The organism is Ensifer sp. R-19 (assembly GCF_049905105.1).
Lineage (GTDB): Bacteria > Pseudomonadota > Alphaproteobacteria > Rhizobiales > Rhizobiaceae > Ensifer.
Genome location: NZ_CP184569.1, coordinates 2,163,869 through 2,188,984 on the forward strand (window position 1 = coordinate 2,163,869; position 25,116 = coordinate 2,188,984).

General features: G+C 63.2%; 25 protein-coding genes. 12 read left to right on the forward strand and 13 right to left on the reverse strand.

Annotated elements, in window-relative coordinates:
- Window positions 1-5: 5 nt before the first annotated feature.
- The gene (locus ACN9MO_RS10690) at window positions 6-1,286 is read right to left on the reverse strand and encodes an FAD-dependent oxidoreductase (protein ID WP_057253660.1); all 1,281 of its coding nucleotides are present in this window, start codon (window positions 1,284-1,286) and stop codon (window positions 6-8) included.
- A gap of 367 nt (window positions 1,287-1,653) precedes the next feature.
- On the reverse strand, window positions 1,654-2,058 hold the full coding sequence (locus ACN9MO_RS10695) for a winged helix-turn-helix transcriptional regulator (protein WP_057253658.1): 405 nt from the start codon (window positions 2,056-2,058) through the stop codon (window positions 1,654-1,656).
- 199 nt (window positions 2,059-2,257) lie between these two features.
- On the opposite strand from ACN9MO_RS10695, the gene ACN9MO_RS10700 reads away from it, so the two are divergent.
- Window positions 2,258-3,142 carry an NmrA family NAD(P)-binding protein gene (locus tag ACN9MO_RS10700; protein ID WP_113133718.1) on the forward strand — a complete coding sequence of 295 codons (885 nt, stop codon included), beginning with the start codon at window positions 2,258-2,260 and terminating at the stop codon, window positions 3,140-3,142.
- 201 nt (window positions 3,143-3,343) lie between these two features.
- A complete protein-coding gene (locus ACN9MO_RS10705) occupies window positions 3,344-3,727 on the forward strand; it encodes a VOC family protein (protein WP_057253652.1) in 384 nt (127 codons plus the stop codon).
- Between the two features lie 152 nt (window positions 3,728-3,879).
- Here ACN9MO_RS10705 and ACN9MO_RS10710 read toward each other — a convergent pair whose 3' ends face one another.
- The 3 genes from ACN9MO_RS10710 to ACN9MO_RS10720 form a co-directional block, all read right to left on the reverse strand.
- Window positions 3,880-5,094 carry a multidrug effflux MFS transporter gene (locus ACN9MO_RS10710; protein ID WP_057253650.1) on the reverse strand — a complete coding sequence of 405 codons (1,215 nt, stop codon included), beginning with the start codon at window positions 5,092-5,094 and terminating at the stop codon, window positions 3,880-3,882.
- Between the two features lie 109 nt (window positions 5,095-5,203).
- On the reverse strand, window positions 5,204-5,836 hold the full coding sequence (locus tag ACN9MO_RS10715) for a histidine phosphatase family protein (RefSeq protein ID WP_057253648.1): 633 nt from the start codon (window positions 5,834-5,836) through the stop codon (window positions 5,204-5,206).
- Between the two features lie 62 nt (window positions 5,837-5,898).
- The gene (locus ACN9MO_RS10720) at window positions 5,899-6,651 is read right to left on the reverse strand and encodes a pyridoxine 5'-phosphate synthase (RefSeq protein WP_057253646.1); all 753 of its coding nucleotides are present in this window, start codon (window positions 6,649-6,651) and stop codon (window positions 5,899-5,901) included.
- Between the two features lie 449 nt (window positions 6,652-7,100).
- Here ACN9MO_RS10720 and ACN9MO_RS10725 point away from each other — a divergent pair, with 449 nt between their 5' ends.
- The 3 genes from ACN9MO_RS10725 (at window position 7,101) to ACN9MO_RS10735 (ending at window position 10,345) form a co-directional block, all read left to right on the forward strand.
- Window positions 7,101-8,213, forward strand: coding sequence for a hypothetical protein (locus ACN9MO_RS10725; protein ID WP_057253645.1), 1,113 nt, complete (start codon window positions 7,101-7,103; stop codon window positions 8,211-8,213).
- 582 nt (window positions 8,214-8,795) lie between these two features.
- Window positions 8,796-9,473 (forward strand): MerR family transcriptional regulator, encoded by a 678-nt coding sequence (locus ACN9MO_RS10730; protein WP_057253643.1) that lies wholly within the window; start codon window positions 8,796-8,798, stop codon window positions 9,471-9,473.
- A gap of 197 nt (window positions 9,474-9,670) precedes the next feature.
- Complete coding sequence (locus tag ACN9MO_RS10735) at window positions 9,671-10,345, forward strand: MnmC family methyltransferase (protein WP_057253641.1); 675 nt, start codon at window positions 9,671-9,673, stop codon at window positions 10,343-10,345.
- 171 nt (window positions 10,346-10,516) lie between these two features.
- On the opposite strand, the gene ACN9MO_RS10740 is transcribed toward ACN9MO_RS10735, so the two are convergent.
- Window positions 10,517-11,041, reverse strand: coding sequence for a hypothetical protein (locus ACN9MO_RS10740; RefSeq protein ID WP_156414709.1), 525 nt, complete (start codon window positions 11,039-11,041; stop codon window positions 10,517-10,519).
- Between the two features lie 25 nt (window positions 11,042-11,066).
- Complete coding sequence (locus tag ACN9MO_RS10745) at window positions 11,067-12,194, reverse strand: ATP-dependent DNA helicase (RefSeq protein ID WP_057253637.1); 1,128 nt, start codon at window positions 12,192-12,194, stop codon at window positions 11,067-11,069.
- A gap of 437 nt (window positions 12,195-12,631) precedes the next feature.
- Here ACN9MO_RS10745 and ACN9MO_RS10750 point away from each other — a divergent pair, with 437 nt between their 5' ends.
- Window positions 12,632-13,720, forward strand: coding sequence for an AbrB family transcriptional regulator (locus ACN9MO_RS10750; RefSeq protein ID WP_244495689.1), 1,089 nt, complete (start codon window positions 12,632-12,634; stop codon window positions 13,718-13,720).
- Between the two features lie 12 nt (window positions 13,721-13,732).
- Here ACN9MO_RS10750 and ACN9MO_RS10755 read toward each other — a convergent pair whose 3' ends face one another.
- Window positions 13,733-14,617, reverse strand: coding sequence for a LysR family transcriptional regulator (locus ACN9MO_RS10755; RefSeq protein ID WP_113133717.1), 885 nt, complete (start codon window positions 14,615-14,617; stop codon window positions 13,733-13,735).
- Window positions 14,618-14,713: 96 nt separating this feature from the next.
- Here ACN9MO_RS10755 and ACN9MO_RS10760 point away from each other — a divergent pair, with 96 nt between their 5' ends.
- The 4 genes from ACN9MO_RS10760 to ACN9MO_RS10775 all read left to right on the forward strand — a co-directional run bounded on the left by ACN9MO_RS10760 (window position 14,714) and on the right by ACN9MO_RS10775 (window position 17,696).
- Window positions 14,714-15,697, forward strand: a complete 984-nt coding sequence (locus tag ACN9MO_RS10760) for a quinone oxidoreductase family protein (RefSeq protein WP_057253634.1) — start codon at window positions 14,714-14,716, stop codon at window positions 15,695-15,697.
- A 256-nt stretch (window positions 15,698-15,953) separates the two neighbouring features.
- Window positions 15,954-16,328, forward strand: coding sequence for a COG4315 family predicted lipoprotein (locus ACN9MO_RS10765; RefSeq protein WP_057253632.1), 375 nt, complete (start codon window positions 15,954-15,956; stop codon window positions 16,326-16,328).
- The gene (locus ACN9MO_RS10770; RefSeq protein ID WP_057253630.1) at window positions 16,312-16,866 is read left to right on the forward strand and encodes an RNA polymerase sigma factor; all 555 of its coding nucleotides are present in this window, start codon (window positions 16,312-16,314) and stop codon (window positions 16,864-16,866) included. The genes ACN9MO_RS10765 and ACN9MO_RS10770 overlap by 17 nt, the downstream gene beginning before the upstream one ends.
- Window positions 16,863-17,696 carry an anti-sigma factor family protein gene (locus ACN9MO_RS10775; protein ID WP_057253628.1) on the forward strand — a complete coding sequence of 278 codons (834 nt, stop codon included), beginning with the start codon at window positions 16,863-16,865 and terminating at the stop codon, window positions 17,694-17,696. Before ACN9MO_RS10770 ends, ACN9MO_RS10775 begins: the two co-directional genes overlap by 4 nt.
- Before the next feature lie 37 nt (window positions 17,697-17,733).
- On the opposite strand, the gene ACN9MO_RS10780 is transcribed toward ACN9MO_RS10775, so the two are convergent.
- The 5 genes from ACN9MO_RS10780 to nthA all read right to left on the reverse strand — a co-directional run bounded on the left by ACN9MO_RS10780 (window position 17,734) and on the right by nthA (window position 21,401).
- A complete protein-coding gene (locus tag ACN9MO_RS10780; RefSeq protein WP_057253626.1) occupies window positions 17,734-18,579 on the reverse strand; it encodes a glycosyltransferase family 2 protein in 846 nt (281 codons plus the stop codon).
- Window positions 18,580-18,609: 30 nt separating this feature from the next.
- The gene (locus tag ACN9MO_RS10785) at window positions 18,610-19,512 is read right to left on the reverse strand and encodes a glycosyltransferase family 2 protein (RefSeq protein ID WP_375293057.1); all 903 of its coding nucleotides are present in this window, start codon (window positions 19,510-19,512) and stop codon (window positions 18,610-18,612) included.
- A 233-nt stretch (window positions 19,513-19,745) separates the two neighbouring features.
- On the reverse strand, window positions 19,746-20,120 hold the full coding sequence (locus tag ACN9MO_RS10790) for a nitrile hydratase accessory protein (RefSeq protein ID WP_057253624.1): 375 nt from the start codon (window positions 20,118-20,120) through the stop codon (window positions 19,746-19,748).
- The gene (gene nthB, locus ACN9MO_RS10795) at window positions 20,107-20,766 is read right to left on the reverse strand and encodes a nitrile hydratase subunit beta (RefSeq protein ID WP_057253623.1); all 660 of its coding nucleotides are present in this window, start codon (window positions 20,764-20,766) and stop codon (window positions 20,107-20,109) included. The genes ACN9MO_RS10790 and nthB overlap by 14 nt, the downstream gene beginning before the upstream one ends.
- The gene (gene nthA, locus ACN9MO_RS10800) at window positions 20,763-21,401 is read right to left on the reverse strand and encodes a nitrile hydratase subunit alpha (protein WP_057253620.1); all 639 of its coding nucleotides are present in this window, start codon (window positions 21,399-21,401) and stop codon (window positions 20,763-20,765) included. The genes nthB and nthA overlap by 4 nt, the downstream gene beginning before the upstream one ends.
- A gap of 458 nt (window positions 21,402-21,859) precedes the next feature.
- Here nthA and ACN9MO_RS10805 point away from each other — a divergent pair, with 458 nt between their 5' ends.
- Window positions 21,860-23,494 (forward strand): DUF1254 domain-containing protein, encoded by a 1,635-nt coding sequence (locus ACN9MO_RS10805; protein ID WP_197423424.1) that lies wholly within the window; start codon window positions 21,860-21,862, stop codon window positions 23,492-23,494.
- Between the two features lie 324 nt (window positions 23,495-23,818).
- Window positions 23,819-25,114 (forward strand): SDR family oxidoreductase, encoded by a 1,296-nt coding sequence (locus ACN9MO_RS10810; RefSeq protein WP_057254397.1) that lies wholly within the window; start codon window positions 23,819-23,821, stop codon window positions 25,112-25,114.
- Window positions 25,115-25,116 lie beyond the last annotated feature (2 nt).

Consider the following 25,116-nt stretch of genomic DNA (forward strand, 5'->3'; position numbering starts at 1 on the left):
ACTGCTCAGGCGGAAATCGCGTCCGAGGCGGATCGCAGCAGGCCGTCCGGGCGCGCGCCGAACGCCTGCCAATCGCATTCGGCAAGCCCGGCCGGCGCGAAGGGATCGATCAGCGTGCCCGAGACGATCGAGGCGAGCAGCGCCTGCATCGGCGGCGTGCGGGCGATCGTCGCGACCAGCCGGTCGCGCAGCCAGGCGAGAAGTGCCGAGTCCGACTGGTAGAACGGCGTAAAGGCCAGCGACAGAAGCTGGAACAGCGCGACATGATTGCGCCGCGCGGCAGCATAGGTGGCAAGGGCGCAATTAAGATCCGGCGTGGTCTCCAGCGCATGCGCCAGCGCCGCCACGTCGAGAAGCGCCATGTTCGCCCCCTGCCCGAGCTGCGGGCTCGTCGAATGTGCACTGTCGCCGAGGAAGGCGATACGGCCGGAGGCGAGCGGGCGCATGGTGCGATGCGCATAGCGCGCCAGCGTCAGTTGCTCCCAGTCGGCGACCTGATCGAGCAAGGGCGCACAATCCGGCCAGTAGTCGAGGATACGCGCCTTCCATCGGTCGAGCCCAGCCTCCCGTACCCTGTCCGCATCCGCGACCCTCAGGCTCCAGAAGAAGGCGACACGCTCCTTCTCGCCGACCTGCGCCCTGCCCGCCGGCAGGATACCGATCATCACCCGCGCCCGGTCGTAGCGCTGCACCAGGGCGTGGGGATCATGGACGAGCCCGTCGCTGTCGAGCGTAGCCCAGAAGGCACCATAGGTGAGCTCGCGCACTTTGGGCGCGACAGCGGAGCCGGCCGATAGCGTCGAGCCCGCACCGCTCGCGTCGATCACCAGATCATAGGCGCCCGTCTCCCGCCGCTCTGCATCCAGAAGCACGGCCTTGCCACCGGCCATTCGAACATCAGCGAGCGTGACGCCGGTGCGAACCGGCAAACCGGCGGCGATCACGGCATCATGCAGCGTGTTGAAAAGCGCCGCCCGCTGCACCGCCAGCCCGAAGCGGCCACCGGCAATTGCGTCGTAGCGCACGTCGAGAACAGTGCGGCCGGATTTTGCGTCGGCGCCATAGAGTCGGTCGATCCGGCTGCCGAGGGCAAGCATGGACGGCAGCAGATCGAGCGCGTTCAGCACCGTCAGTCCCGTCGGCTGCAGCATCAGGCCGGAACCGACCGGCGAGGCCACGTCGAAGCGTTCGAGGATTTCCACCCGATGCCCCTGCCGCGACAACATCAGCGCCGCCGCGAGCCCCGCCGGGCCAGCGCCCGCAATGCCGATATCAAGTGTCTTCATGGGTCCCCGAGGTGACGTGGAAGTCGACGAAACTATAGGGAAAATCAAGGCGCTAGGGCAAGTCTGCACGACGGGACACGAGGTCGCGCCTCGCAACCGCCCCTCATCCGGCCTGCCGGCCACCTTCTCCCCGCAAGCGGGGCGAAGGAGACTCGCGGCACCCGCTCGCTTCACACCACTGCGGCATGCTCTGACAGCAGTCCTGGTTGGAAGGCGGCCATCGTCCACGTCCCCTCTCCCCGCCCGCGGGGAGAGGGTTAGGGTGAGGGGCAAACTTCGCTAGCGAAAGCCCGGAACGAGAGAGAAAGCGCCGCATGCACCAATGAATTGGCCCCCACGGCGAATTTCGCACCGGCAGGGAAACGCACTACGCCTCCGCGTCGTACACCTCGCGTGCCGCGCGGATCGCTCCGTGGTTTTCCAGTGACCAGTCGACGAAATGCTTGAGCAGGCCAAGCAGCGAGCGGCCGAGATCGGTCAGCGCATATTCCACGCTCGGCGGCTGGGTCGGAAAGACGGTGCGGTGAATGTAGCCGTCGCGCTGCAGGTCGCGCAGCGTCTGGGTCAGCATGCGCTGGGAAATGTCGGGGATCAGCCGGCGAAGCTGCGAGAAACGCAAGGGACCGTCGGCCAGCGACAGGATCATCAGCGAGTTCCACTTGCCGCCGATATTGTCCATGACGTCGCGCACGGGGCAGTTCTCCATGTCCATCGGAACGCCGCAGACGATCGCCACGCGCTTGCCCTTCACTTCCCCGGTCAGCTTGTTCATAGGCGGTACCCTTCCTGTAACCACAGCAGAAAAAACTGCCTCCTTTACAGCTGTACCGAGATTACGAGATAAGAGCAAGTCTCAAAAAGAGACCATGTGCCGGCGACCTCCCAGGCCGCCGGCATCAACGACGAGCGAGGAAAGTGCGGGCGATCTCCCGCGGCCATCCCGTCTCAGGTTTAGAGGAAAAGGAAAGACCATGTCCGATACATTGCTCGTCACCGGCGCGACCGGCCAGCTCGGCAAGCTCGTGCTCGACCAGCTTCTTGGCTCCGGCGTCGAGCCGGCGAGGATCATCGCCACCAGCCGTGACACGGCGAAGCTTGCCGACTACACGGCCAAGGGCGTTCAGGCCCGCGTCGCCGATTTCGACGACCCGGCCTCGCTCGACAAGGCCTTTGCCGGCGCCGACCGGATCCTGATCATCTCGACCGACGCGCTGGATCAGCCGGGCAAGCGCCTGAAGCAGCACCTCGCCGCCGTGGCAGCTGCGAAGAAGGCCGGCGCCAAGCATATCCTCTACACCTCCATGCCCAGCCCCCCGACATCGGTGATCCCCTTCGCGCCCGATCATCTCGGCACCGAAAACGCCATCAAGGCGACCGGCATCCCCTACACCATCCTGCGAAACGGCTGGTACATGGAGAACCTGTTCATGGCCCTGCCGCACGCGCTTGAGACCGGGCAATGGTATTCCTCGTCCGGCGAAGGCCGCCTCGCCCACATCGCCCGCGCCGATGCCGCCAGGGCAGCCGCCGCTGCGCTTGCCTCAGCTGTGAACGAGAGCCGCACCTATACGTTGACCGGCGGCGAGCTGCGCTCGACCGACGAGATCGCGGCCCTCGTCGCCAAGGCGACCGGCAAGCGGCTCGATGTCGTGCACATCTCGGACGAGGCGCTCGCAGGCGGCCTGAAGGGCGCCGGCCTGCCGGACTTCCTCATCCCGATCGTCGTCTCCTTCGACGCCAACACCCGCGAAGGCCATATCAACATGGTCACGAACGACGTGACGTCTCTGACGGGTGCAACGCCGGTAAAGCTCGGCGCTTTCCTGGAAGCGAGCAAGGCGAGACTTGCCGGCTGAGGAAGGAATCCGGTCCGAAACGACGCGAGCCCGGCCATCCGTGCCGGGCTCCCAGATTGCGACGAGGGAGATGCCCAATTGCGTCTTCCGCCCCGGCAGCAGGATCTTGTCAGTCGCCGTCGCCACATTTTGTTCTTGTTATGTTCAGTATGATGCGCTATGCATTCCCCCCACCTTCACCACCGGAGAAAGGGGGACATTATGAGCGCTTATTTGACCGTGGGTGCCTTGGACTGCGCCCGCTCGAATGCCTTCTATGACGCAATTCTCGCGACCATCGGATGGAGCAAGCACATAGAGTTTCCGGACTGGCGCGCCTATTCCGAAGGCGGAGCCGGCAAAGGCTTTGTCCTGTGGGTCTGCAAACCTTTTGACGGTGAGCCGGCGACCGCCGGAAACGGCTCCATGGTCGGGTTCATGGCCAAGTCGCCCGCGGAGGTGGATGCTTTCTACCAGGCCGCCATGATCAATGGCGGGGCGGACGAAGGCGCACCCGGGCCGCGTCCACACTATGGGCCCGACTGGTACTCCGCCTACATGCGCGATCCATCCGGAAACAAGATTTCAGTCGTCTACAACGGCTAGGGTTGCCGTAGCGGACAAGCTTTGCGAAAACGACGTGCACGGACGGATCGCGACCATGCTTTGCGGGTTCCCCTGGGCTTGTTTCCCTGGGGGCTGGACGGGCCGTGCGCAGGGCCGCGCCTGCCGCACGGTCCGCTCGGATCTTGCCTGGCTTAGCGTACGGCCTCCACCGGCGAGGCATCTGCCCGCAGCGCGATCTCCGCAAGCACGAGCGCGCTGGTTCCGGCGACAAAGAACCCGGCGGAAAGATTGAGCGTCGTGCCGTCGTAGAAGGCGCCGAATGCGATCGCGAACAGGGTCGCGATCAGGCTCGAGCCGGAGGCTATCAACGACGCCCCGAGGCCCGCCACCTGCCCCAGCGAGCGCATGGCCATGGCGTTCAGGTTGCCGAAGAGCACCCCGATCGCAAAGAAGGCCGCAAAGCCGAGCACCAGCAGCACGGCAAGAGGCGGCCGGCCGGCCCAAAGGGTGGATGCCGCCAGCATGGCGAGCCCCGCCACCGCCAGGCCAATGAAGCCATAACGCGCCATCGCCTCCGAACCAAAGCGCTGCACGAGCTTGGCATTGAGGAACGAGGCAAGCCCGATGCCGGTCGCCAGCATGGCGAAATACAAGGGGAAGGTCTGCCCGATCCCGTAGGCGTCGAAGAACAGATCCGCCGCGGTGCTCAGATAAAGAAGCTGCGCGCCGAAGACGAGCCCGGTCGCCAGGATCAGCAGCGTCACGCGGCGATTTGAGAGGATACGCCGCCCGTTCGACACGAGAAGCCGCGGGCGAAAGGGAATGCGCTTCTCTAGCGGCAACGTTTCCGGCTGGCGCACCACCAGCCACATGCCGAGAAGTCCCGCCGCCGCTAGATAGACCGCAAAGACGCTACGCCAGCCACCGACGGTGATGATCCCTTGCGCGAGCGTCGGGGCCAGCATCGGCACGAGAATGAACAGCGTGAACATGAACGACATCACACGCGCCATGGCGTCACCTTCGAACTGGTCGCGGATCATCGCCCGCGTCGCAATCTTCGGCCCCGAGACCCCGACGCCCTGAAGGAAGCGGCCGAGAATCACCATCTCGAGCGAGCCGGCCGCCATGGCGATGATCGTTCCGAGCGCATAGACGCCAAGCCCGAGAACAAGCGCCCTCTTCCGCCCCATCGCATCGGAGAGCGGCCCCAGCAGCAGCTCGCCAAACGCCATGCCGAGGATGAAAAGCGAGATGATGTGCTGGGTGGAAAGTGGCGGCCGAACGCCGAGATCGGCCCCGATCTGGCGCAGGCCGGGCAAGAGCGCATCGATGCTGATCGAGGTCAGCGAGGTCAAAAGCGCATAGAGAACGATGCGCTCACGGAAACTGGTGGGGAATGTCATTGGCCGCTTACGAGGGAAGGAATGGACTCTACCTATAGCAGACCCACGGCAAAGTTGTAGGCTACAGAAGCGTTGCCGATCACCATGCACTGTTCTGATCGGCGAGATCTTACGATGGCGCAAAGCGCAGGTGCGAAGCATCCGCAAGATTGACGACCGCCCGGTTTCGGAAGAAATCGTCCTGGCGCAGATGCGTGATGCTTCCCGATTTTGCCGGAAAACTCAGGAATCCCGTGGCGCCGATCGGGATCTTCATCCAGGCGGCAAGCACCAGCGTCAGCGTGAAGCCGTGGGTGACGATGATCTGCGTTTGGCAGGGCCGCGCGACGATGGCGTCGACGCAAGGGAAGACGCGCAGCGCCACCTCGCGCCGGGTTTCTGCGCCATCGATCCCGCAGGGATCATCGAGCCGATTGTCATCCGGCGCCGGGGTGTAGCGCGCATCGAGCCAGGCCTGAGGCCTGCCACCGGCAACGCCATAGCTGATTTCCCGGAGATCGGCGGTTTCCATCACCGGCCGTTGAAAGCGCCTTGCTATCGCATCGGCCGTCTGGGTGGCGCGGCGCAGATCGGAGCTATGGATTTCCACGTCCCTTCCGCCAACCAAAGCCACCAGCCGTTCGGCCGTTAACTCCGCATCCTCTCTGCCGCGGGCGGTCAGATCCGTGTCGTACCAGCCACCCACCTTGCCTTCCAGGTGATGGACGGATTCCGTGTGGGTGACGACGAAGAGATCCTTCATGGCATCGCTCGGGTTTCCGCAAGGCGCTGCTGCCGCGCAAGAACTAGGGCGCAAATGTCGCCTCAGACCTCCTGCCCGCAGGCGCGACGGAAGCGGCGCACCGTCTCGGCCATACCGTATTCCAGCGCATCGGCCGTCAGGCCGTGACCGATCGAGACTTCGGCAAGATCGGGGATGTGCCGGGCGAGCAACGGCAGGTTGGCCACCGTCAGGTCGTGGCCCGCATTGACGTCGAGCCCGAGGCTTGCGGCAATCGCAGCCGTGCGGCCAAGTTCGGCGGCGATCTTCTCGGCCTTGTCCGGGTCGTCATAGCAACCGCCATAGGGGCCGGTGTAGAGTTCGATGCGATCGGCGCCGGTTTCCTTGGCAATCCGCAAGGCCTCCGTATCCTCGTCGCCATCGGCAAACAGCGAAACGCGAAAACCCTTCTTCTTCAGCCGGCCGACGACATTGCCGAGCAGGTTGTGGTTCTTGCGGAAATCCCAGCCGTGGTCCGAGGTCGCCTGCGCCGGATCGTCGGGCACCAGTGTCACCTGCTCCGGCCGATGCATCTCCACGAGGCCGAGGAATTCCTCGTTCGGATAGCCTTCCATGTTGAATTCCGTCTCCGGAAACGCCTGGTCGATCAGGTCGCGGATCGGCTGCAGATCGCTGAAGCGGACGTGGCGCTGGTCAGGTCGCGGATGCACAGTGAGACCGGCAGCCCCCGCTTCGAGCGCGATGCGGCCAAGCGCGGTGACGGAAGGCCACGGCAGATCGCGCCGGTTGCGGAGCATTGCGACGGCATTCAGATTCACGGACAGTTTTGCAGGCATGTCTGAACTTTCCAGAAAGCGGGCCCAAGGCGGGCCCAGACGCAGGCAATGTGGTTGCAATGTTCTACTGCATAATTGCTGAAACCGAAAACAGTTTGAGGTCCGATTATGCAGCAATTCCAAGGAGGTCGCAGGGGAGCGATGCGACGTTTGCGCGCGGTTCGTTTGCCCGCCTTGTCTTGACCAAGTCTTGACAATCGACGTCTCTAATATGCGGGAAGGCTCAATCACGGACGGCGAAAATGGCCGACTGGACTTCCGCTACCATCTGCCACAGGGAGAACCGGCGCAATTTTTACGTTTATTTCAGAAAAAACTCAAATTTGGCGTCTACACCCCTGACAACCACCTTTTTAGGGCTTAACTTTCCGAATCAGATCGAATGGCCCAGCCCGCGCCGCGATCGCATTTCATAGATTTTAATTCACATGACACTGGAGCAAGAACGGATGACGACGGTCGAAAGACCCTGCGACGAGACGATTCGACGGGCCCTCCGCCGTATCCTCGAAAGCAAGGCTTTCGCACGTTCAGAGCGCCTCAGGGCCTTCCTCACCTATGTGGTCGAGAAGGAGATGGCCGGCGAAGGCTATCAGCTCAAGGGCTACTCGATCGCGATCGACGTCTTCGACCGGCCCCAGGCTTTCAACGCCGACAGTGACCCGCTCGTGCGGGTGCACGCCGGCAAATTGCGCAAGCTGCTCAAGGCTTTCTACGAGGCCGACGGTGCCGACGACGAATGGCGGATCGCCATTCCCAAGGGAACCTATGTTCCGGAGTACCAGCGCGCCCGCAACGAGGAAGAGCATCAGGCCGCAAGCTCGCCCCGCCAGCCGAAACTGACGAAGCGGCGTTTTGCCGGGCACCGGCCCGCCTGGCCGCCGGCGCCCTTCTCGTCGCCGCTCTCGGTGCTGACCGTGCTGCCGCTGCTCCTTTTCGCGCCGATGCCCTCGCAGGAAATGACGCTGGACATCGACGCGCAGGCAAAACTCTTCAACGCGCGCCACGCGACCGAGCGGGTACTGCCCTCGGTTCAGGTGAAGATGGCCGGCGCCGAAAACGAAGATGCAAAAGCGTTTGCCACGGCGCTTCGCCTTGCGGCCCAGCGCCACAAGACGCTGGCCCGCGCCACCGACGGCGACACCGGTCGACCCGTTTCGCGCAATTCCGCCCTGTCGTTCACCGTGCAGGTGACCTGGTACGATGCGCCGGCGCAGGGCATCCGCGTCACCCTCTCGCATGATGGCGAGAACGTGCCGCTGCGCCAGGACTTCATTACCTGGAAGCGGCTCGCGTCCGAGCCGGACCTGCTTTACGAGAGCATGTCGCTGGCGTCGGAACTGTTTTCGCTCGACGGCGAGATCTACGAGCACGCCCGCCAGGAGCAGATCGAAAGCCCCCTCATGGGCTGCATGGCCGCTACCCAGCGCTATCGCAAGCACCTGACCCGGGGTGCCTTCGAGGAAGCCTGGTCCTGCCAGCAGAAGCTGTCGCCGTTGCGCGGGGACGAACCACTGTTCATCCTGAGCTCCAACAGCCCGCTCAAGGTCATCGGCCACTGACCGCGTGCGCCGCATCTTCGAGGACGCGGCAAGCTCACCGTAACGCTTTGAATCACTGCATGTTTTCCTGGATCGGCCCACAGCGCCGCGCGTCTTATCAGACGCGCAAAGGTCGCTGTAGCCCTTTGATTTTCTGCATGTCTTGGTCCTTAAATCGAGGTCGATTCAAGGAGACAGGCAGTAGGAAACCATGCAGTGGCAGCGGCCCCTCCAGTCGGGGAAAACGGGCGTCAGCCTACCAATATTAAGGACTGGTCATATATTTGATTCGCGTATACGGTGCACGCATGCGTTGGGAATGGATGCCTGGTTGCTCGTCAGGCAAGCATCGAAGTCCTGAGTAGAACCGCGTGGTCCACGCGGGATGCCCCAGCCGAGCAGCAGGCATTGTCGTTGTCGATCAACGAGTGCCTCAGCACGCGGACGCGGTCCGCACCTATGAGACCCGGTGATCGCCGCCGCTTCCGGACGCGGACTGTTACACCCTGGGTCGGCCTCGATTCAGGTCAAATATGCGGAAAATCAAACGTTACAGAGACAACGCGCCGGATAGGCGCGGCCTGTAGACCGGGGACAATCGATATGCCGCGAGACCACTGGAAATACGAAGGCATGCTCGCCGCGCCCGAACGCGTCGGCTTCCTGCCCATCCTTCCCCTTCCCCATCATGATCCGACGGCCCCGCTGGCGATCGCCGACATGGCCGATGCCTTCGGCGTCACCCACCGCACCCTGCATTTCTACGAGGAGAAAGGCCTTCTGACCGCCGCGCGCATGGGGCCGATGCGGGTTTACAACGAAGAACACATCCGCCGCATGGCTGTCATCAACGCCTGCCGCGAGATCGACATGCCGATCGCCGCCATCCTGGAGCTTTTGACCGGCCTTGCCGGCACCGAAGAACAGGCAGACGCCGACCAGTTGTTTCGCGAGGCGCTACTGGCGCGGCGCCGGGAACTTGCCGCCCAGCAGGCGAACCTGCGCCGCCAGATGCAGCGCATCACCGAACTGCTCGAAAGCAGCGATGGCAGCGGTACCGCGACCGATGAAGATGACCATGTCCACCTTTCCCCGATCGAGAGCGAGTGTCTGACCTTCATGGCCGACGGTTATCCGGCCCCGCGCATCGCCGGCCTGATGGAGATGGACGTCGCCGCGGCGCTCACGCTCGAAGCCGGCATCATCCGCAAGTTCGGCGCCAACAACCGCTTCCAGGCAATCGCCAAGGCCGTACTCGCCGGAATGATCTCGGCGGAGTAACCGAAGCACCTTACGGCGGTTTTCGTCTTCGGCTGGAGACGTGTCAGCGCGTCTGGAGGCGGCACGGCCAAAGCCTGTCCGGTAGCCGGCCATACCGCCGGTTTGCCGGCGATTCTCCCGGGATCGTCGACAATGGGATGTCTTCGACGCCGCGCTCATGTTACGAGGCGCTGAAACGACATGAGTGAGATATCCCGATGCTTCCCTGGATCCAGCTAGACCGCGCCACCATTCCCGGAGACGGCGACGAGTTGCGCCTGAAGCAGCGCGGCCAAGAATTTTCCATCATGCTCGGCTCGACCGAACTAATGAACAGCCGGCTGAGCGGCTCGGAAGAGGCGCTGGCGACGCTCGCCTACGAGCGCATCGCCGGCGGCAAGAACATCAGCATGCTGATCGGCGGTCTCGGCATGGGGTTCACATTGCGGGCGGCCCTCGCCGTGCTGCCGGACGATGCCAGCGTCGTCGTCGCAGAGCTCGTGCCGGCCGTCGTCGACTGGGCGCGCGGGCCGATGGCGGACCTCCACAAGGGCACGCTCGACGATCCCCGCGTCGATATCCATGTCGGCGATGTCGGCGCGCTGATCCGCTCGAAGAAGGCCGCTTACGATGCCATCCTGCTCGATGTCGACAATGGCCCGGACGGATTGACGCGCCCCTCCAACGACAGCCTTTACAGCCATACCGGGCTTCGCGCCGCCCAGGCGGCGCTGCGGCCCAGCGGCGTGCTTGCCGTCTGGTCCTCGGCGCCGGACAGCGCTTTTACGCGGCGATTGCGTGAGGTCGGCTTTGCCACCGACGAGGTCAATGTGCGCGCCAATGGCAAGCGTGGCGGTGCGCGCCACGTGCTGTGGATGGCGACCAAGCGATAATCGTCCGTTATGCGGCCGGCCTTATCCAGCTTGCCGCCTACAGCGCCGCGCGTCTTATCAGACGCGCAAAGGTCGCTGTAGCACTTTGATTTTCTGCATGTCTTTGTCCTTAAATCGAGTTCGATTTAAGGACAAAGACATGCAGTAGGTCAAAAGCCCGGACTGGTGAGCCTAATTTGCTTCGTCGATACATACCGAGCGGATGTCGCCGTTGCTCAGCGTCGTCTTGCACCGCTGGTTCGATTTGCAGTTAGGGTCACCGTTGCCCGTCACGACACCGCCAACGCGCTCACATTCCTGGGCAGTCAGTTCAGCAGAGCCGACCGTGGTCTGTGGGCCGGTTGCTCCAGCCTTGACCGACGGCGATTTCACCAGCGGCTTCTTGGTCTCTGCCACCAGAACCAGGTCCGATGGATTTGCAGCGGTGGGGCTGGTCCAGGACGGACTGTTTGTCATGTTGATAGGCGCTGCGTGGATCGTCGTTGCAAAGCCTATTGAGAATGCGGCGACGGAAAGGAAGCGAGCCCGAGACATTTTGCCCTCCACAACCGGTGGTGAAGCTATGATATTAGCAGCAAACAGGGCGGTGCGGAATCCACGTGTCGCTTGGCAGAGAAACGGGTTGTATCCGCCAGCCGAAATCGCGTCCACTATGCTGACAAAAGGCCTCGACGCGATGATCCTGTTGATCGGCAACGTCGCACCCCTTCCGTAGCCGCCCTTAGCGAACGATCGTCAGTCGCTCCGCCGCGCGGGTAATCGCGGTGTAGAGCCAGCGTTCCCGCGTATCGCGGAAGGCCCAGCTCTCGTCGAACAAAACGACGTTGTTCCACTGCGAGCCCTGCGCCTTATGCACCGTCAGCGCATAGCCGTAGTCGAACTCGTCGTAGCGCTTGCGCGTCGTCCAGGGGATCTCGCCCTCGACATCCTCGAAGGCCGCCTTCAACAGCTTGATCTTGGCGGCACCGCGATCCATGTCGTCGTCTTCGGGCCGGATCATCAGGTTGATGCCCGGCTTCACCGTTTCCTTCGACGAGCTCATCACCTGCCACAGCGAACCGTTGAGCAGGCCTTTGGCCGGATCGTTCCTGAGGCAGACGAGCTTGTCGCCGGACTGCGGATAGTCGCTGGTGAAGCCCTTGAGTTCGCGCAGGCGCTGATTGTAGCGCCGGCGGGTCTTGTTGGTGCCGACAAGCACCTGATCCGCTTCCAGCACCAGCTCCTGGTTCACCTGCCCGCGACCGATCACCTGCGTGGTGCCGTAGTCGCCATGCATGATCTCGTTGCCTTCGCGCACCTGCATCGCGAGTTGGATGATCGGATTGTCGCGCGCCTGACGATGGATGTCCGTCAGCAGATAGTCCGGCTCCTGGTTGGTGAAGTAGCCGCCGCCGGATACCGGCGGCAGCTGCCCGGGATCGCCGAGCACGAGGATCGGCGTGCCGAAGCTCATCAGGTCCTTGCCGAGCGCCTCGTCCACCATCGAGCATTCGTCGACGATGATCAGCGCGGCCTTGGCGACCGGGCTCTGGCGGTTGATCGCAAACATCGGCGCGATCGAGGTCTTGCCGGTTTCCTCATCGGAAACCTCCTCCTCGCCGCGCGGACGATAGATCAGCGAGTGGATGGTCTTGGCGTTGCTGGCACCCTTGGAGCGCAGCACCTGCGCGGCCTTGCCGGTGAAGGCGGCAAACAGCACGTCGCCATCGACATGTTCGGCAAAGTGCCGGGCCAGCGTCGTCTTGCCGGTGCCGGCATAGCCGAACAGCCGGAAGAGCGGCGAGCGGCCCTCTTTCAGCCACTGCGAAACGGCCTTGAGGGCCTCGTCCTGTTGCGGTGCGAACTGCATGGGCTTGAGTGTCAGGATTCGGGCGGCACACGCAAGCCCGGATTTATGGGCTGCACGGCCCCTGTGACGGCAGGTTGGCGAGCACTCCGCGGCAATTCACGAAATTGCCACGCAAAATCAATATCTTTTTGCCTGACCGCATCTGTCGCGCTACCCGAGCCAGAGATCTTTTGTTCACGTTTTTTTCTCACAACGCGCGTTCGTCACACAGCTGCGAGCCTTCCCGGCAAGTGTGGCGACACCGCTCCCCTTGTTTCCGGCCGACGGCAGCTGTGGCACTTTCTTGCCGTGCCCCTTGAATGCAACGCCGCATTGTTGCTAACGAGCGGGACATTGATGGCGCCGCGATCCTGCTGGTGACGACCATCGCTCGAAGCCCGTCGAGGCCGGCCACGAATGGCCGCTCCGCCTTTACGGGGTCATGCCGGAGAATGCCCGTGACGACCGACAAGCCCAAAGCCGCGTCCTCTCCGGAAAAGGTCGGCATCGGACGGCTGGCCCCGTGGCTGCAATGGTGCCTGCTCTCGGCAATCTCCATTGTGCTCGCCTCGTTCTTCGAATTCATCGGCCTTCCGGCCGGGCTGTTGATGGGCCCGATGCTCGGCGCCGTTCTCGTCGGCATGAACGGCGGCACGATCCGGCTGCCGCGGCAGCTCTTCTTCTGCGTGCAGTTCATCCTGGCGATGATGATCGCCGGCGCTATGACGCCGGGCATGCTCGTGACCTTCTCCGGCAACTGGCCGCTGTTCCTCGCCGTCATCCTCTCGGTCATCGCCGTCAGCACGCTCTGCGGCTGGGTGATCACCCGCATGCGCATCCTGCCGGGCACGACGGCGATCTGGGGCTCGTCGGCCGGTGCCGCCTCGACCATGCTCTTGATGGCCGATGCCTACGGCGCCGACGCCCGCCTCGTCGCCTTCATGCAATATCTGCGCGTGATCTTCGTCGCCAGCACCGCAACGGTCGTGGCGCATATGTGGGTCACCGGGGCTGAAGCCGAGCAGACCACGCACTGGTTCGCGCCGATCGACGGCTTGCTCTTCCTCGAGACCATGGCCGTCGGGCTCGGCGCCGCCCTTGCCGGCCGCTTCCTGCGCGTGCCGGCCGGCGCCTTCCTGCTGCCCTTCCTCGTCGGCGCCGTGCTCAACGTCAGCGGCGTCATGACCACCGTGCTGCCGCAATGGCTGCTGGCGCTCTGTTTTGCGGCTCTCGGCTGGAACATCGGCCTTGGCTTCACCCGCCAGATCCTCATCCACGCGCGCCGCGCGCTGGTGCCGACGGTCATCTCGATTATCGTGCTGATCTCCTTCTCGGGTCTGCTCGCGGTGCTCCTGATCAAGGTCGTCGGCATCGATCCGCTGACCGCCTATCTCGCCACCAGCCCCGGCGGGCTCGATTCGATCGCGGTCATTGCCGCATCGAGCAATGTCGATCTTTCCTTCGTCATGGCGCTGCAGACCGCCCGCCTTCTGATCATCACCATGATCGGTCCAGCCCTCGCCCGCTTCGTCGCCGACCGGGCTTGAGCCGCTTGGCATCTACACGCCCGACCGCACCTTGAAGCGCGCCAGCGCCGTGATGACCGCCTCCTTGACCAGTTGCACCCGCGGCAGTTCCGCCGCCTGTTCATGGACCAGCATCCAGAGATCCGGGGCCAAGGGCGGCACCTCCGGCAGCAGAGGCACGAACCCTGCCGACTGGACCGCAAAGGCAGGCAACACGGCGAGCCCGAGCCCGTTTTTCACCGCCGCCATCTGCGCACCGAGGGAGGTGAGACGCATCGACGGCTGGAGACCGGGGCAGAGCGTTTCGACCCAGGCCACCATGATCAGGTAACTCAACTCCTCGCTCCAGCCGATCACCCGGTGGCGGTAGAGGTCAGCCGGCGTACCTGGCGTACCGTGGCGTTCAAGGTAGCTGGGTGCTGCATAGAGGCCGAAGGCGAGAGAGCCGATCTTGCGCTGACGATAATTGCCCTGCTGCGGCCGGACGAGGCGCAGCACGATATCCGCCTCCTCACCGATCAGCCGCACCGGCCGGACGCTCGAATGCATCTCAAGGCGGATCTCCGGATGGCTTTGCAGGAGCCCCGCCAGCCCGGGCAACAGCACCTCCTGCCCGAGCAGTTCCGGCACGTCGATACGGACCGGCCCGGCGAGATCGCTGTCCTTCTCGCGCGCCGTGCGCTCGAAGACGCGCATCTGCGCCTCGGCGCGCTCAGCCGGCGCCACCAAGTCTTCGCCGGCGGGCGTCAGGTCATAACCGTCGCGATGGGGCCGGAAAAGCTTGACCTGCAACGCCGCTTCCAGTGCCTCGATCCGGCGCGACACGGTCGACGCGCTCACACCGAGCCTGGCCGACGCGGCACTCAACGACCGCGCATTGGCGACGGCCAGAAAGAACTTCAGATCATTCCAGTCCATTTGCTTTCCATTTTTGGAAAATCGGATTGCACAAAGGTTTCTCGACCGACGCTGAAAAATCAAGCAGATTCCGCGAAATCCCTTGGAGAGAGCAGCATGGCGATCGAGAATGAAGTCTTCCGATTTTCCGAATTTGGCGCGCCAGAGGTGCTCGCTTTCAAAGCCGAGCCACTGGCCGACCCCGCGCCCGGCGAGATCCAGATTCGCCACCTCGCGATCGGCGTCAATTACATCGACATCTATCATCGCCGCGGCACCGCCCCCCTCCCGCTGCCTAGCGGCCTCGGCGTCGAAGGCGTCGGCGTCGTCACGGCACTTGGCGAAGGGGTGGCGGGCTTTGCTGTCGGCCAACGCATCGCCTATGTCGGCGGCCCGCCCGGTGCCTATGCTACCCACCGCGACTTGCCCGCAGCACGGGCGCTGGCGCTGCCCGACGAGTTCGACAGCCTTGAGGTCGCAGCACTCGTCTTCAAGGGGCTGACCGTCGAGTATCTCATCCGCCGCTGTTTTCCGGTCAAACGCGGCGACACGGTGCTGTTCCATGCGGCGGCTGGCGGCGTCGGCTCGATCGCCTGTCAATGGCTGAAGCACCTGGGCGCGACCACCATCGGCACGGTCAGCTCCGCCGAAAAGGCCGAGATCGCCCGCGCCAACGGCTGCGATCATGTGATCCTCTATACCGAGGAGGATTTTGAGGCGCGTGTCGCCGAGATCACCGGCGGCATGGGCGTCGATGTCGTCTATGATTCCGTCGGCGCCGAAACCTTCGCCAAATCGCTCGATTGCCTGCGCCCGCGCGGCACGCTGGTTTCGTTCGGCGCCTCCTCCGGCCCGGTGCCGCCGCTTGACGTCTCCTTACTTGCGGCCAAGGGCTCGCTCCATGTTACCCGCCCCTCGATCGCGCACTACACCGCGGACCGAAGGGAATACGAGACGGCGGCGCGAGACCTGTTTGGCGCGATTGAGGCAGGGATCGTTCGCGCCTCCGCCATCACCACCTATCCGCTGTCTGAAGCGCGCAAGGCGCATGAGGACCTGGAGGCCCGTCGCACGACCGGGTCCGTGGTTCTGCTGCCCTGAACAGCGGGCTGCTTCCAGCAAATCACCGTCCTTTTGCCGGCCGCGCGATTGCCGATCGCGCGGCCGGTCGCTCCGTTTGCTTCGGTTCCGGCAGCGAAATGGCGGAACCGAAACAGCCACCAGTTTTCCGGGAATAAATCCCCCGCGCACCGTGTCTCACGGTTGGATCTGCAAGCATGCGGCTCTTGCGGAACGGGACGAGGAGGCATCCGCCCGTTTCCGGATAGGAAAATCATCTTGAGGAAGGACAATTGCCATGAGAACGTTTCCATTGACGATCGCCATGCTCCTTGCCGCCAGCGTCACGGCCTTCGCCGCGCCGCCGGTCAAGGAAGTCGAATCGGCCAAAGGCAAGGTACTGGCCGGGGAAAACGGTATGACGCTCTATACCTACAAGGACGACCATGGCGGCGTGTCCAGCTGCTACGACAATTGCGCCAAGAACTGGCCGCCCTTCCTGGCGGAAGCCAGCGCCAAGGCCGAAGGCGCCTATACGCTGGTCGAGCGCAAGGACGGCAAGAAACAGTGGGCCAAGGACGGCATGCCGCTCTATTTCTTCGTCAAGGACAAGAAGATGGGTGACATTACCGGTGATGGCGTGAAGGGCGAATGGGATGTCGCAAAGCCGTAATGGCGGCAATGCGGATGCGGGGGCCGAAAACCCCGCATCCGACCGGTTCGAAGAGGACGTGCTGGCGCTGGTGCCGGCGCTGAGGCGCTATGCCCGCAGCCTCGTGCGCTCGGATCCGGATGGCGAGGACCTGTTGCAGGATTGCGTGGAGAAGGTGCTTTCGCGCCGCGCGCAATGGCGCGGCGTCAACCTGCGCGCCTGGGCCTTCACCATCATGACCAATCTCGGCCGCAACCGGCACCGCTACCTCTCCATGCACCCGCAGGTGGCGCTGGAGGAGGATCTGGGGCTCGAGGCGGAGAACCGCGAAAGCGACCCGCTCGAACGCTCCAAGCTCGAACGGGCGCTGAACGGCCTTTCCTCGGAAAACCGCTCGGTGCTGATGCTCGTGGTGATCGAGGGATACCGCTACCAGGACGTGGCCGAGATGATGGCCATTCCAATCGGCACCGTGATGTCGCGGCTCTCACGCGCCCGGCGCCAGCTTGCCGAAGCCATGAAGGACGACAATGTGATCAGCATGCGGAGACCGAAATGACGGAAGATCTCAACACCGTCTCCGAAGACGACCTGCACGCCTATGTCGACGGTTTCGTGACCCCACGGGAACGCGAACGGATCGAGCAATGGCTGGAGAGCAACCCCGCCCGCGCCGAAGAAGTCCGGCAATGGCAGGCGCAGGCGGTGGACCTTCGTGCGCTCTTCGCCGGCTACGCCCACAGCGACACAAACGACCGCGCCCTGCTATCGAAAAGCCGCAACGATCTTCCGCAATCGGACCCGGACAAGGGCAAGCGATCCGCCACCGGCCGTCTGCGCGCCATCGCCGCCGGTCTCGCCCTGTTTGCCGCGGGCGCGCTGACCGGCCTCTACGCGCCATCTCTGATTTCTGCCGATGGCGGCAACCAATCGATCGAGACCGCCGACAGCTTGCCGCGGCAGGCGCAATCAGCCTTCCTGGTCTATGCCAGCGAAGTGCGCCACGCCGTCGAAGTGGGCGCCGACGAGCAGAGCCATCTCGCCACCTGGCTCGGAAAACGCCTCGAACATCCGCTGTCGATCCCCGATCTCTCCTCGCTCGGCTTCTCGCTGGTCGGCGGCCGGTTGCTGCCGGTCAATGGCAAGGCGGGTGCGATGTTCATGTATGAGGACGGCACCGGACGCAGGCTCACCGTGCTTCTCGGCCGGAACGACGACAACCGCGAGACCAGTTTCCGTATCGACAGCGTCGACGGCGTCGAGACCTTCTACTGGATCGACGGCCCGATCGGCTACGCCGTCACCGGCGAGGTGCCGCGCAGCCTGCTGCAGCAGGTGGCCGACGAGTGCTACCGCCAGTTCGACAAGAGCGAGGCGAAGGGAAGTTGAGATCGCGGCGCGCCCTCTCCGGCGCGTGTCCGCCCAATCAGAAAAAGCCGAGGAGCTTGTAGCGGGTCTTGCGACGCGCGTCGTTCCAGAACATCCGGAACAGCAGGAACTTTGTCCACGGCGACATCGGCGGCAGCTTGTCCTTCAGCCGATAGCAGCCGACCGTATAGTCCCAGCGCTGCGAGAACTTTTCCCGGAAGGTCTTTGCGCCATAGCGCTGAACCGATCCCGAACCCTCGATGAAATGGAACTCGGGCCCCTCAACATAGGCGACGAGATCGCGCACCACGAACTCCGTGACGATGTAGGAGGCGCCGGTCCAGGGATAGCTGAACTCCGCATAGCGCCGGAGCAGGATCTCCAGGCTGCCTTGCGACCGATAGATGCCGTAGACCCATTCGGACGGATAGCTCAGATTGCGCGGGATGTTACCGTCGCGCACGCGCTGGGCAAAATTGAAGACGTCGCGGTTGGGGCTGGCAAGGCGTCCCTTGCCGTTGTTGATGCGCCTGACGTCCGAAACCCCGAGCAGCTTGGTCTTATCCGCGTCCAGGGCGGCGACGAGGCGCGACAGGTAGTCGAGCGTCGAAAAGTCGTCGCAGGCCCTGAGGCAGAAATACTCGCCGAGTTCGGTGCCGAGGTGGAAGCACTTGAGGAAGTTCTCGTCAGCCTTGAGGTGCACTTCGTTCTCGAGTACTTCGAAGCGAGGATCCTTCGCCGCGAAGGCTTTGGCGATCTCCAGCGAACCATCGGTCGACCTGTTCTCGACGATGATGGCGCGAAAATCCCTGAAACCCTGATCCGCGATGCACTGCAGGCACTTTTCCAGGGTCTTCGCACCATTGAAGACCGGAAACAGAACGACGAGTTTCGCCTTCTCCATTCTCACTCCAGACATTCGCCGAGCCGCGCTTCAGGCGCGCTCAAGCCGCGTTATAAATCCGAGATCCAGTAATTGCCTCGATCCGGTGAAGCGCACCGAAACATCCGACGTCAATTGCAGACCGCCGGCGTTTGCGATGTTCTCCTTGATCTTCACATAGACGGCGGAGGCATCGAAATACTGCCCGCCTGCCGCGGCCGCATCGACGACCTCGGCGTAATCGGCAAAGAACTTGAAATGCAGCAGCACGCCCATGGCGGCCGGAAAATTCCGGTCATAGGGCAAGGGCTGATGGATGCTGGGCCCGAAACAGCACTCGCCGTCCCAGAACAGCACCGGATACTTGACCATCTCCAGGTCGGTTCCGAACTTGCGATAGCGCGGTCCGCCCTTGACGCTGAAGGCCCGCTTCATCGCATGCATGGCGTAGCCGGTGGCATCGAAATGATCGGCAATCTCCCAGGGGGCCTGTTGCTCCAGCTTTTCAACGTCGGCGCGCTCGAGATCGACCGGATACATGTCGAGCATGGGGGCGAGCATGCGGCGGGCGCCCATGCGCTCCAGCGCCGGAATGAGCCACTTCAGTCCGCGTTCCTCATAGCCATCGTAGACGAGATACTCGTCGGAATCGACATTGACGTACCATCGGCCGGTGCCATAGCGCTCGAACAGCGTTTCTCGCCATTCGCGCCCGCGCCGCGCCTCCTTGAAGCGGACGATGGACGACCAGACGTCGACGTCCGGTTGTGCCACCAGATATTCGCGCGTGCCGTCGGATGAGACGTCGTCGATGCAGATGAAGCGTGTCACCCCGAGCTTGCGGTAATGCGCCAGGAACGACGGCATCAGCTTGAGGTCGTTGTGGGTGATGAACATCAACGGGATATCGTCGGGCGACAAGGTCGCCGGCCCGCGCGCGTTCAGGCACGTCAACGCGTGCCGGCGTCTCTTTTTTCTCTCCCGCCGGGCCATCCTTTTGGTTTCCAACCATGTGCTGAGGCGTTCGAGCGGCGTTCTTTTGAACATCTCCGCCGCCGCCTCCATGGAGGAAAAAGGATATCGCGTTTCGCCCACGGCAAGCTCCAGATCGTTTAGATTAGCAGCCTCTACGTGAAAAACCGTCTGCGATCAACTTGCGAAAATCCTGCCGATCGGAGCCTTCGAAATCAGGGCCGCTCAGGGTCGTTGGCGAGCACGATCGGGTGCCCGTGCGGCGTCGCTTCCGCCGCCCGCTGCCAGCTCTGCGTCAGGTGCTCCAACTCACGGCCAGACGCGATCGAGAGCTCGGTGACGAGGCGCGAGAGCGCGGCTACCCAGCAATCGTAGTAGTCGCTGGCATCCGCCTTGCGACCAGGCTTGTAGAGCTCGGCCGAAAGCGCCTCGGCCCATTCCGGCCAGGAGAACACGCCCTTTTCATGCAGGCGTACGGTCATGGCGAAGGCGTTCGCCTGCCAGGGCTCGGCAAAGACAGGATCGCCCTCCGGCGATTTCGGCAGTTCGGCCGAGGCAATGAGCGGCGATGTCACCTTACACGTGTTCAAGGTAGCTCTCCCAGGCATCGATCGAGACCGTCAGCGTCGGATCGGCGCCCTCGCCCCAAATCTCGGGCCCATCGAAGACGACCGTATACACCCATTGCGGATTTTCGCCGCGGCCATGGGCGTTATCGTCAGGAAAGACGAAGAAGCCCTGCACCGCCTCTACCCGGCCGAGCTTGGCGCGAGCGTAGCGCGGCAGCCGCGTGTGGGTCTCCGGATTGAAATTCTTCGTCTTCACCGGGTCGCCGGCAGCAAAGCGCGGCAATCCTTCCGCCGGGCGGTCGCAAGGCGCGCCCTTCGCCAGCACGCCGGCCACCATGTCGGCCTTCAGCACCCGCTTCGGGCTCGCACACGGCTCCAGCCTGTGGCCGCCATCGAGCTCGGCCTGACTTACAAAACCATGGCGTTTGAGCAGGGTCTCCAGCGCGCGGGTCCAGATCTCGTAATAGCTCGCCGAAAGATAGGTCGCCGGCGGCAGGCTTTCGCGCGCATGCCGGCTTTCGTCGATCGTCCAGGCGCCGAAGGCGCCGCAGGAGAGCGTGACGCCGAGCGCCCGCTTCTCCCATTCGCCGTGGAAATAGGGCTCGTCCTTTTCCGGCGCCACGGGGCCGAGGCCGTGCGCGCCGCCGAGATCGTGCGGACCGTTCATCGAAGCGTCTCCCCGGAAAGCGCGAGCCCCGTGCCGATCATGGCATCGCGCGTCACCAGCCCCGCGAGTTCCTCCTCGCTGAAACCGTCGGTATCGGCCGGACGCTCTGGGATCACCAGATAGCGCAGCTCCGCCGTCGAGTCCCAGACGCGGATGCGCGTTGTCTCCGGCAAGATCAGACCGAACTCCTGGAGCACCCCGCGCGGATCGATGACCGCGCGCGAGCGATAGGGCGGCGCCTTGTACCAGACCGGCGGCAGGCCGAGCACGGACCAGGGATAACAGGAGCAGAGCGTGCAGACGACGAGGTTATGGGTCTCGGCCGTATTGAACACGGCGCGCATATGCTCGCCCTGCCGGCCGGTATAGCCGAGGCTGGCGATCGCTTCGGTCGCATCGCGCTTCAGCCACTCGGCAAAATCGGGATCGACCCAGGCCTTGGCCACCACGCGGGCACCGTTGCGCGGGCCGATCTTCGTCTCATAGGTCTCGACGATCGCGTCGATCGCCGCCGGATCGATCAGCCCCTTCTCGGTCAGCACCGTTTCCAGCGCCTTCACCCGCGCTTCCATGTCGGTGAAATGGTTGTCATGGTGATGATGGTCGTGATCGTGACCATGATGGTGTTCGGACATTGCCTGGCTCCTCGCAACGGCGCACCCCTCGGGCGCAGACGGCGCTGCCTCCTCACTCGCGCGATAGTGGTAGCTGATGAGATCCGGATTCGAAATCGAATTCATCAGCGACCGGCGACCAGAATTGTCACCGTAACAAGTCCGGTTCCATGCGAACCGGCAGCATTGAAAAATGCGCTATTATGTAGGATCCACCAACGCGCGAGGCTAAAGCCAGCAAGAGCGCCGTTTTCCACGTATGTTGCAGTAACGTAATTGCTATTTCACGGCCTCGTGAAAGGGTTCACGCTGTCCGATTTGCAGACCCGCTGACTCAAACTCTCATGAAGACAAACTTGTCCAAAAGGTACTCGCGGAGCATGCTCGGGAGTCGGGAAACGTGCATCGCGCCATAGACATCCGGCAACGTGGTGTTGTCCGCGCCAATCCAGAGTCTTACTCAACAAATGGAGGGCAGCATGAAACCTATTAGAAGCAAGCTTCCACTATTTGCAGCTCTTGTCGCCGCAACCATCGTCAACGGCGGAAATCCAGCTTTTGGCCAGACGGCGACCGAAATCCCACCGATTCTGGTTACCCCGGATAAAGTAGAGTCTCGCATCGGTACGCTCAATTTCAAGGATGGCGCGCCGAGTGCAGACACCGTCGACAAGGTTTATGACACGCTTGATTTCACTCGCGCCCTTGACGCGTTCCTCAACAGCTATGGCGGCGCATCGGCCTATGCGATCCGCAAGGGTCTTCTCAGCATCGGCGCAGAGGACAACACGGTCACCCTTTACCCTGAACTGATGGATTCGAAGTCGCTGTTCCTCACGGCCAATGCCGATACCGTCTACTATTTCAGCATCGTGGATCTGACGAAGGGGCCAACCGTGGTCGAGCAGCCTCCTATGGGGGTAGGCACGATCAACGACATGTGGTTTGGCTGGATCATCGATGTCGGGTTCCCCGGTCCCGACCGCGGCGAAGGCGGAAGATACCTGCTGCTGCCACCAGGTTATGACGGTCCGGTTCCGGAAGGTGGTTTCTATGTTGCGCGGTCGAAGACGAACCGGGTCATCTATGCATCTCGCGGTTACCTTGTAGACAACGATCCGAAGCCGACCGTCGAGAACATCAAGAAAAATATGAAGATCTATCCCTACACGCCGGGCGGTGTCGGCACGAGCATCGCAACGGCGCTCGAAGGCAAAGTCAGGCTTGAAGTGAATCCGCCGGTTCCTGAAACCAAGTTCCTCGAGGCGAGCGGCAAGGCGTTCAATACGATCCCCCCAAGCGACTATTCGTTCTTCGAGATGATCAACGCCAATGTTCAGGCCGAGCCGGCCGATTCCTACGATCCGGAACTTGCAGGCCAGTTGGCAGCCATCGGTATCGTCAAGGGCAAGGAATTCAACCCGGACGACCGGATGAAGAAGATTCTGACCGATGCAGCAGCGGTGGGAAACGCAGCCAGCCGTGTGTTGAACTGGCGTTTCAGCGGGCCCCATCCTGATTGGTCGTACTATCCAGACTCAATGTGGGGAAACATGCTGTGGCAGGGTGGCGCAAATTTCGAAACGCCGCCGCCGATGATCACAAAGGATGGCCTGTTCGACCCGCTACCGCCGACTGGCGCGCGTACCCTCGATTCCAAGACGGCCTTCTACTTCGGCTACACGCTCGACTCGCCCGGCATGATCATGCGGCTCCCCAAGGTCGGGTCGCAATATCTCATGGGTTTCCTGGACGCCAACAAGAACGACCTCGACGGCGGCAAGACCTACAAGGTGACGCTGCCGAAGGACATTCCGGCGGCCGCGTTCTGGTCCTTCACGCTCTACGACAACCAGTCGCGCTCGATGCTACAGACGCCGCAAGGCTACCCGCGCGCCGGCAGCCAGAGCTATCCATCGCCTGCCGCGGAAGCGGAACCGGATGGCTCGACGACGATCTATTTCGGCCCAACCCAACCCGAGGGGGTGAAACGCGGCAACTGGATCCAGACCATGCCCGGCAAAGGCTGGTTTACGCTCCTGCGTCTCTACAGTCCGCTGGAATCGTTCTTCACGAAGGAATGGCGGCCGAGCGAGATCGAACTCGTGCCCTGATGGTGGGAATGTGGGAGCAATGCTGACAAATCGCGGGGGAAGTAGCCTCCCGCGAGGTGCGACGTGATCGCGAGAATTCACACCACCGCTGCGCCTTGCCCATGTGATCGGCGCCGCCGTGCTTTTCGGCACCGGCGCACCCCTCGGGCGCAGACGGCGCTGCCTCCTCACTCGGGCGATAGTGGTAGCTGATGAAATCCGCATTCGAAATCGATTTCATCAGCGACCGGCAACCAGAATTGTCACTGTAACAAGTCCGGCCGCGACTAAACTTTGACGATACATGATGCTTTCGCGCGCAACCGCCTCCGCTATTCTAGCCGCATGAAGGTTCTGATTCTCGGCGCCACCGGCTTCATCGGCTCGACCCTACTCGATCGTCTTGTCAGCGACGGACACATGGTAACCGGCCTCGGCCGCCATGTCGCGAGCGCGCGGCTGAAACGGCCGCAGGCGCAATGGTTCACGGCCGACCTCGCCGACATGCGCGCTGCCAGCAACTGGCGAGGGTTGGTCGAGGCCCATGACGTCATCGTCAACTGCGCCGGCGCGTTGCAGGATGGTTTGGCCGATGATGTCGGTGCGACCCAGGAGACGGCGATGCTGGCGCTTTATGCGGCTGCGAAGGCATCGCCGGTGCGGATCGTCCAGATCTCCGCACCCCAGATCTCAGCGTCATTGGGCGCCGCCGGCAGCGACAGCGCCTTCCTCGCCACCAAGTTCCGTGCCGACACGGCGCTCGCGGCAAGCGGCATCGCGCATGTCATCCTTCGCCCGGCGCTGGTGCTTGGCCGCAACGCCCATGGCGGTTCGGCCCTGCTGCGTGCCCTTGCCGCCCTGCCCTTCGCCATCCCGCTCGTGCATGTGGGGTCACGCGTCGAAACGGTCGCCATGAGCGATGTTGCGGAGGCCGTCAGCGCGGCTGTTGCCGGGCTGATGCCCGAGGGAAGCGATCTCGTGCTTGGCGACGAGACACCGCCGACGCTTGGCGAACTCGTGGCACTGCACCGTGAGTGGCTTGGCCTGCCCGCCGCCAGAACCGTCTCGTTGCCCGCAGCACTTGCAGCACCCGTCGGTTTCCTTGCCGATATCGCCGGCAGGCTTGGCTGGCGTTCGCCGCTGCGCTCGACCGCGCTTTCGGTGATGGCCGGCGGCGTTTCTGCCGCGGGTTGGCCCCGAGCCCCTGGCCCGTTCCTGTCCGCCCGCCAGAGTCTTTCAGCCAATCCATCGGGCGTTCAGGATCTCTGGTTCGCCCGGCTCTACCTGCTGAAGCCGCTGATGGTCGTCGGGCTTTCGCTCTTCTGGCTGCTGTCCGGACTGATACCGCTTTTTGCCTTCGACGCTGCTCGGCAGCATTTCCTGCGGTTTCTCACCGATGGCCCGGCCACGGCGATGACGCTTGCAACCTGCCTTGCCGATATCGCCCTTGGCATTTCCGTCCTCGTCCGCCCCTTGGCGAAGCGTGCGCTGCTGGGCATGCTCGCGCTGACTTTCGGTTATCTCGCCACAGCAAGCCTCGTCGAACCCGCACTCTGGGCCGAACCGCTCGGACCGCTCGTCAAGGTCCTGCCTTCGATCCTCGCCACACTTGCGACGCTTGCCATTCTGGATGAACGCTGATG

Bases quoted from the DNA above. Each gene is read 5' to 3' on its own strand.
- ACN9MO_RS10760 (WP_057253634.1), top strand. From the start codon at position 14,714: ATGGCGATCGAGAATGAAGTCTTCCGATTTTCCGAATTTGGCGCGCCA.
- ACN9MO_RS10755 (WP_113133717.1), bottom strand. From the start codon at position 14,617: ATGGACTGGAATGATCTGAAGTTCTTTCTGGCCGTCGCCAATGCGCGG.
- ACN9MO_RS10735 (WP_057253641.1), top strand. From the start codon at position 9,671: ATGCTTCCCTGGATCCAGCTAGACCGCGCCACCATTCCCGGAGACGGC.
- ACN9MO_RS10720 (WP_057253646.1), bottom strand. From the start codon at position 6,651: ATGCCTGCAAAACTGTCCGTGAATCTGAATGCCGTCGCAATGCTCCGC.
- ACN9MO_RS10765 (WP_057253632.1), top strand. From the start codon at position 15,954: ATGAGAACGTTTCCATTGACGATCGCCATGCTCCTTGCCGCCAGCGTC.
- ACN9MO_RS10705 (WP_057253652.1), top strand. From the start codon at position 3,344: ATGAGCGCTTATTTGACCGTGGGTGCCTTGGACTGCGCCCGCTCGAAT.
- ACN9MO_RS10770 (WP_057253630.1), top strand. From the start codon at position 16,312: ATGTCGCAAAGCCGTAATGGCGGCAATGCGGATGCGGGGGCCGAAAAC.
- ACN9MO_RS10700 (WP_113133718.1), top strand. From the start codon at position 2,258: ATGTCCGATACATTGCTCGTCACCGGCGCGACCGGCCAGCTCGGCAAG.
- ACN9MO_RS10710 (WP_057253650.1), bottom strand. From the start codon at position 5,094: ATGACATTCCCCACCAGTTTCCGTGAGCGCATCGTTCTCTATGCGCTT.
- ACN9MO_RS10775 (WP_057253628.1), top strand. From the start codon at position 16,863: ATGACGGAAGATCTCAACACCGTCTCCGAAGACGACCTGCACGCCTAT.
- ACN9MO_RS10805 (WP_197423424.1), top strand. From the start codon at position 21,860: ATGAAACCTATTAGAAGCAAGCTTCCACTATTTGCAGCTCTTGTCGCC.
- ACN9MO_RS10715 (WP_057253648.1), bottom strand. From the start codon at position 5,836: ATGAAGGATCTCTTCGTCGTCACCCACACGGAATCCGTCCATCACCTG.
- ACN9MO_RS10810 (WP_057254397.1), top strand. From the start codon at position 23,819: ATGAAGGTTCTGATTCTCGGCGCCACCGGCTTCATCGGCTCGACCCTA.
- ACN9MO_RS10730 (WP_057253643.1), top strand. From the start codon at position 8,796: ATGCCGCGAGACCACTGGAAATACGAAGGCATGCTCGCCGCGCCCGAA.
- ACN9MO_RS10725 (WP_057253645.1), top strand. From the start codon at position 7,101: ATGACGACGGTCGAAAGACCCTGCGACGAGACGATTCGACGGGCCCTC.
- ACN9MO_RS10695 (WP_057253658.1), bottom strand. From the start codon at position 2,058: ATGAACAAGCTGACCGGGGAAGTGAAGGGCAAGCGCGTGGCGATCGTC.
- ACN9MO_RS10780 (WP_057253626.1), bottom strand. From the start codon at position 18,579: ATGGAGAAGGCGAAACTCGTCGTTCTGTTTCCGGTCTTCAATGGTGCG.
- ACN9MO_RS10690 (WP_057253660.1), bottom strand. From the start codon at position 1,286: ATGAAGACACTTGATATCGGCATTGCGGGCGCTGGCCCGGCGGGGCTC.
- ACN9MO_RS10745 (WP_057253637.1), bottom strand. From the start codon at position 12,194: ATGCAGTTCGCACCGCAACAGGACGAGGCCCTCAAGGCCGTTTCGCAG.
- nthA (WP_057253620.1), bottom strand. From the start codon at position 21,401: ATGTCCGAACACCATCATGGTCACGATCACGACCATCATCACCATGAC.
- nthB (WP_057253623.1), bottom strand. From the start codon at position 20,766: ATGAACGGTCCGCACGATCTCGGCGGCGCGCACGGCCTCGGCCCCGTG.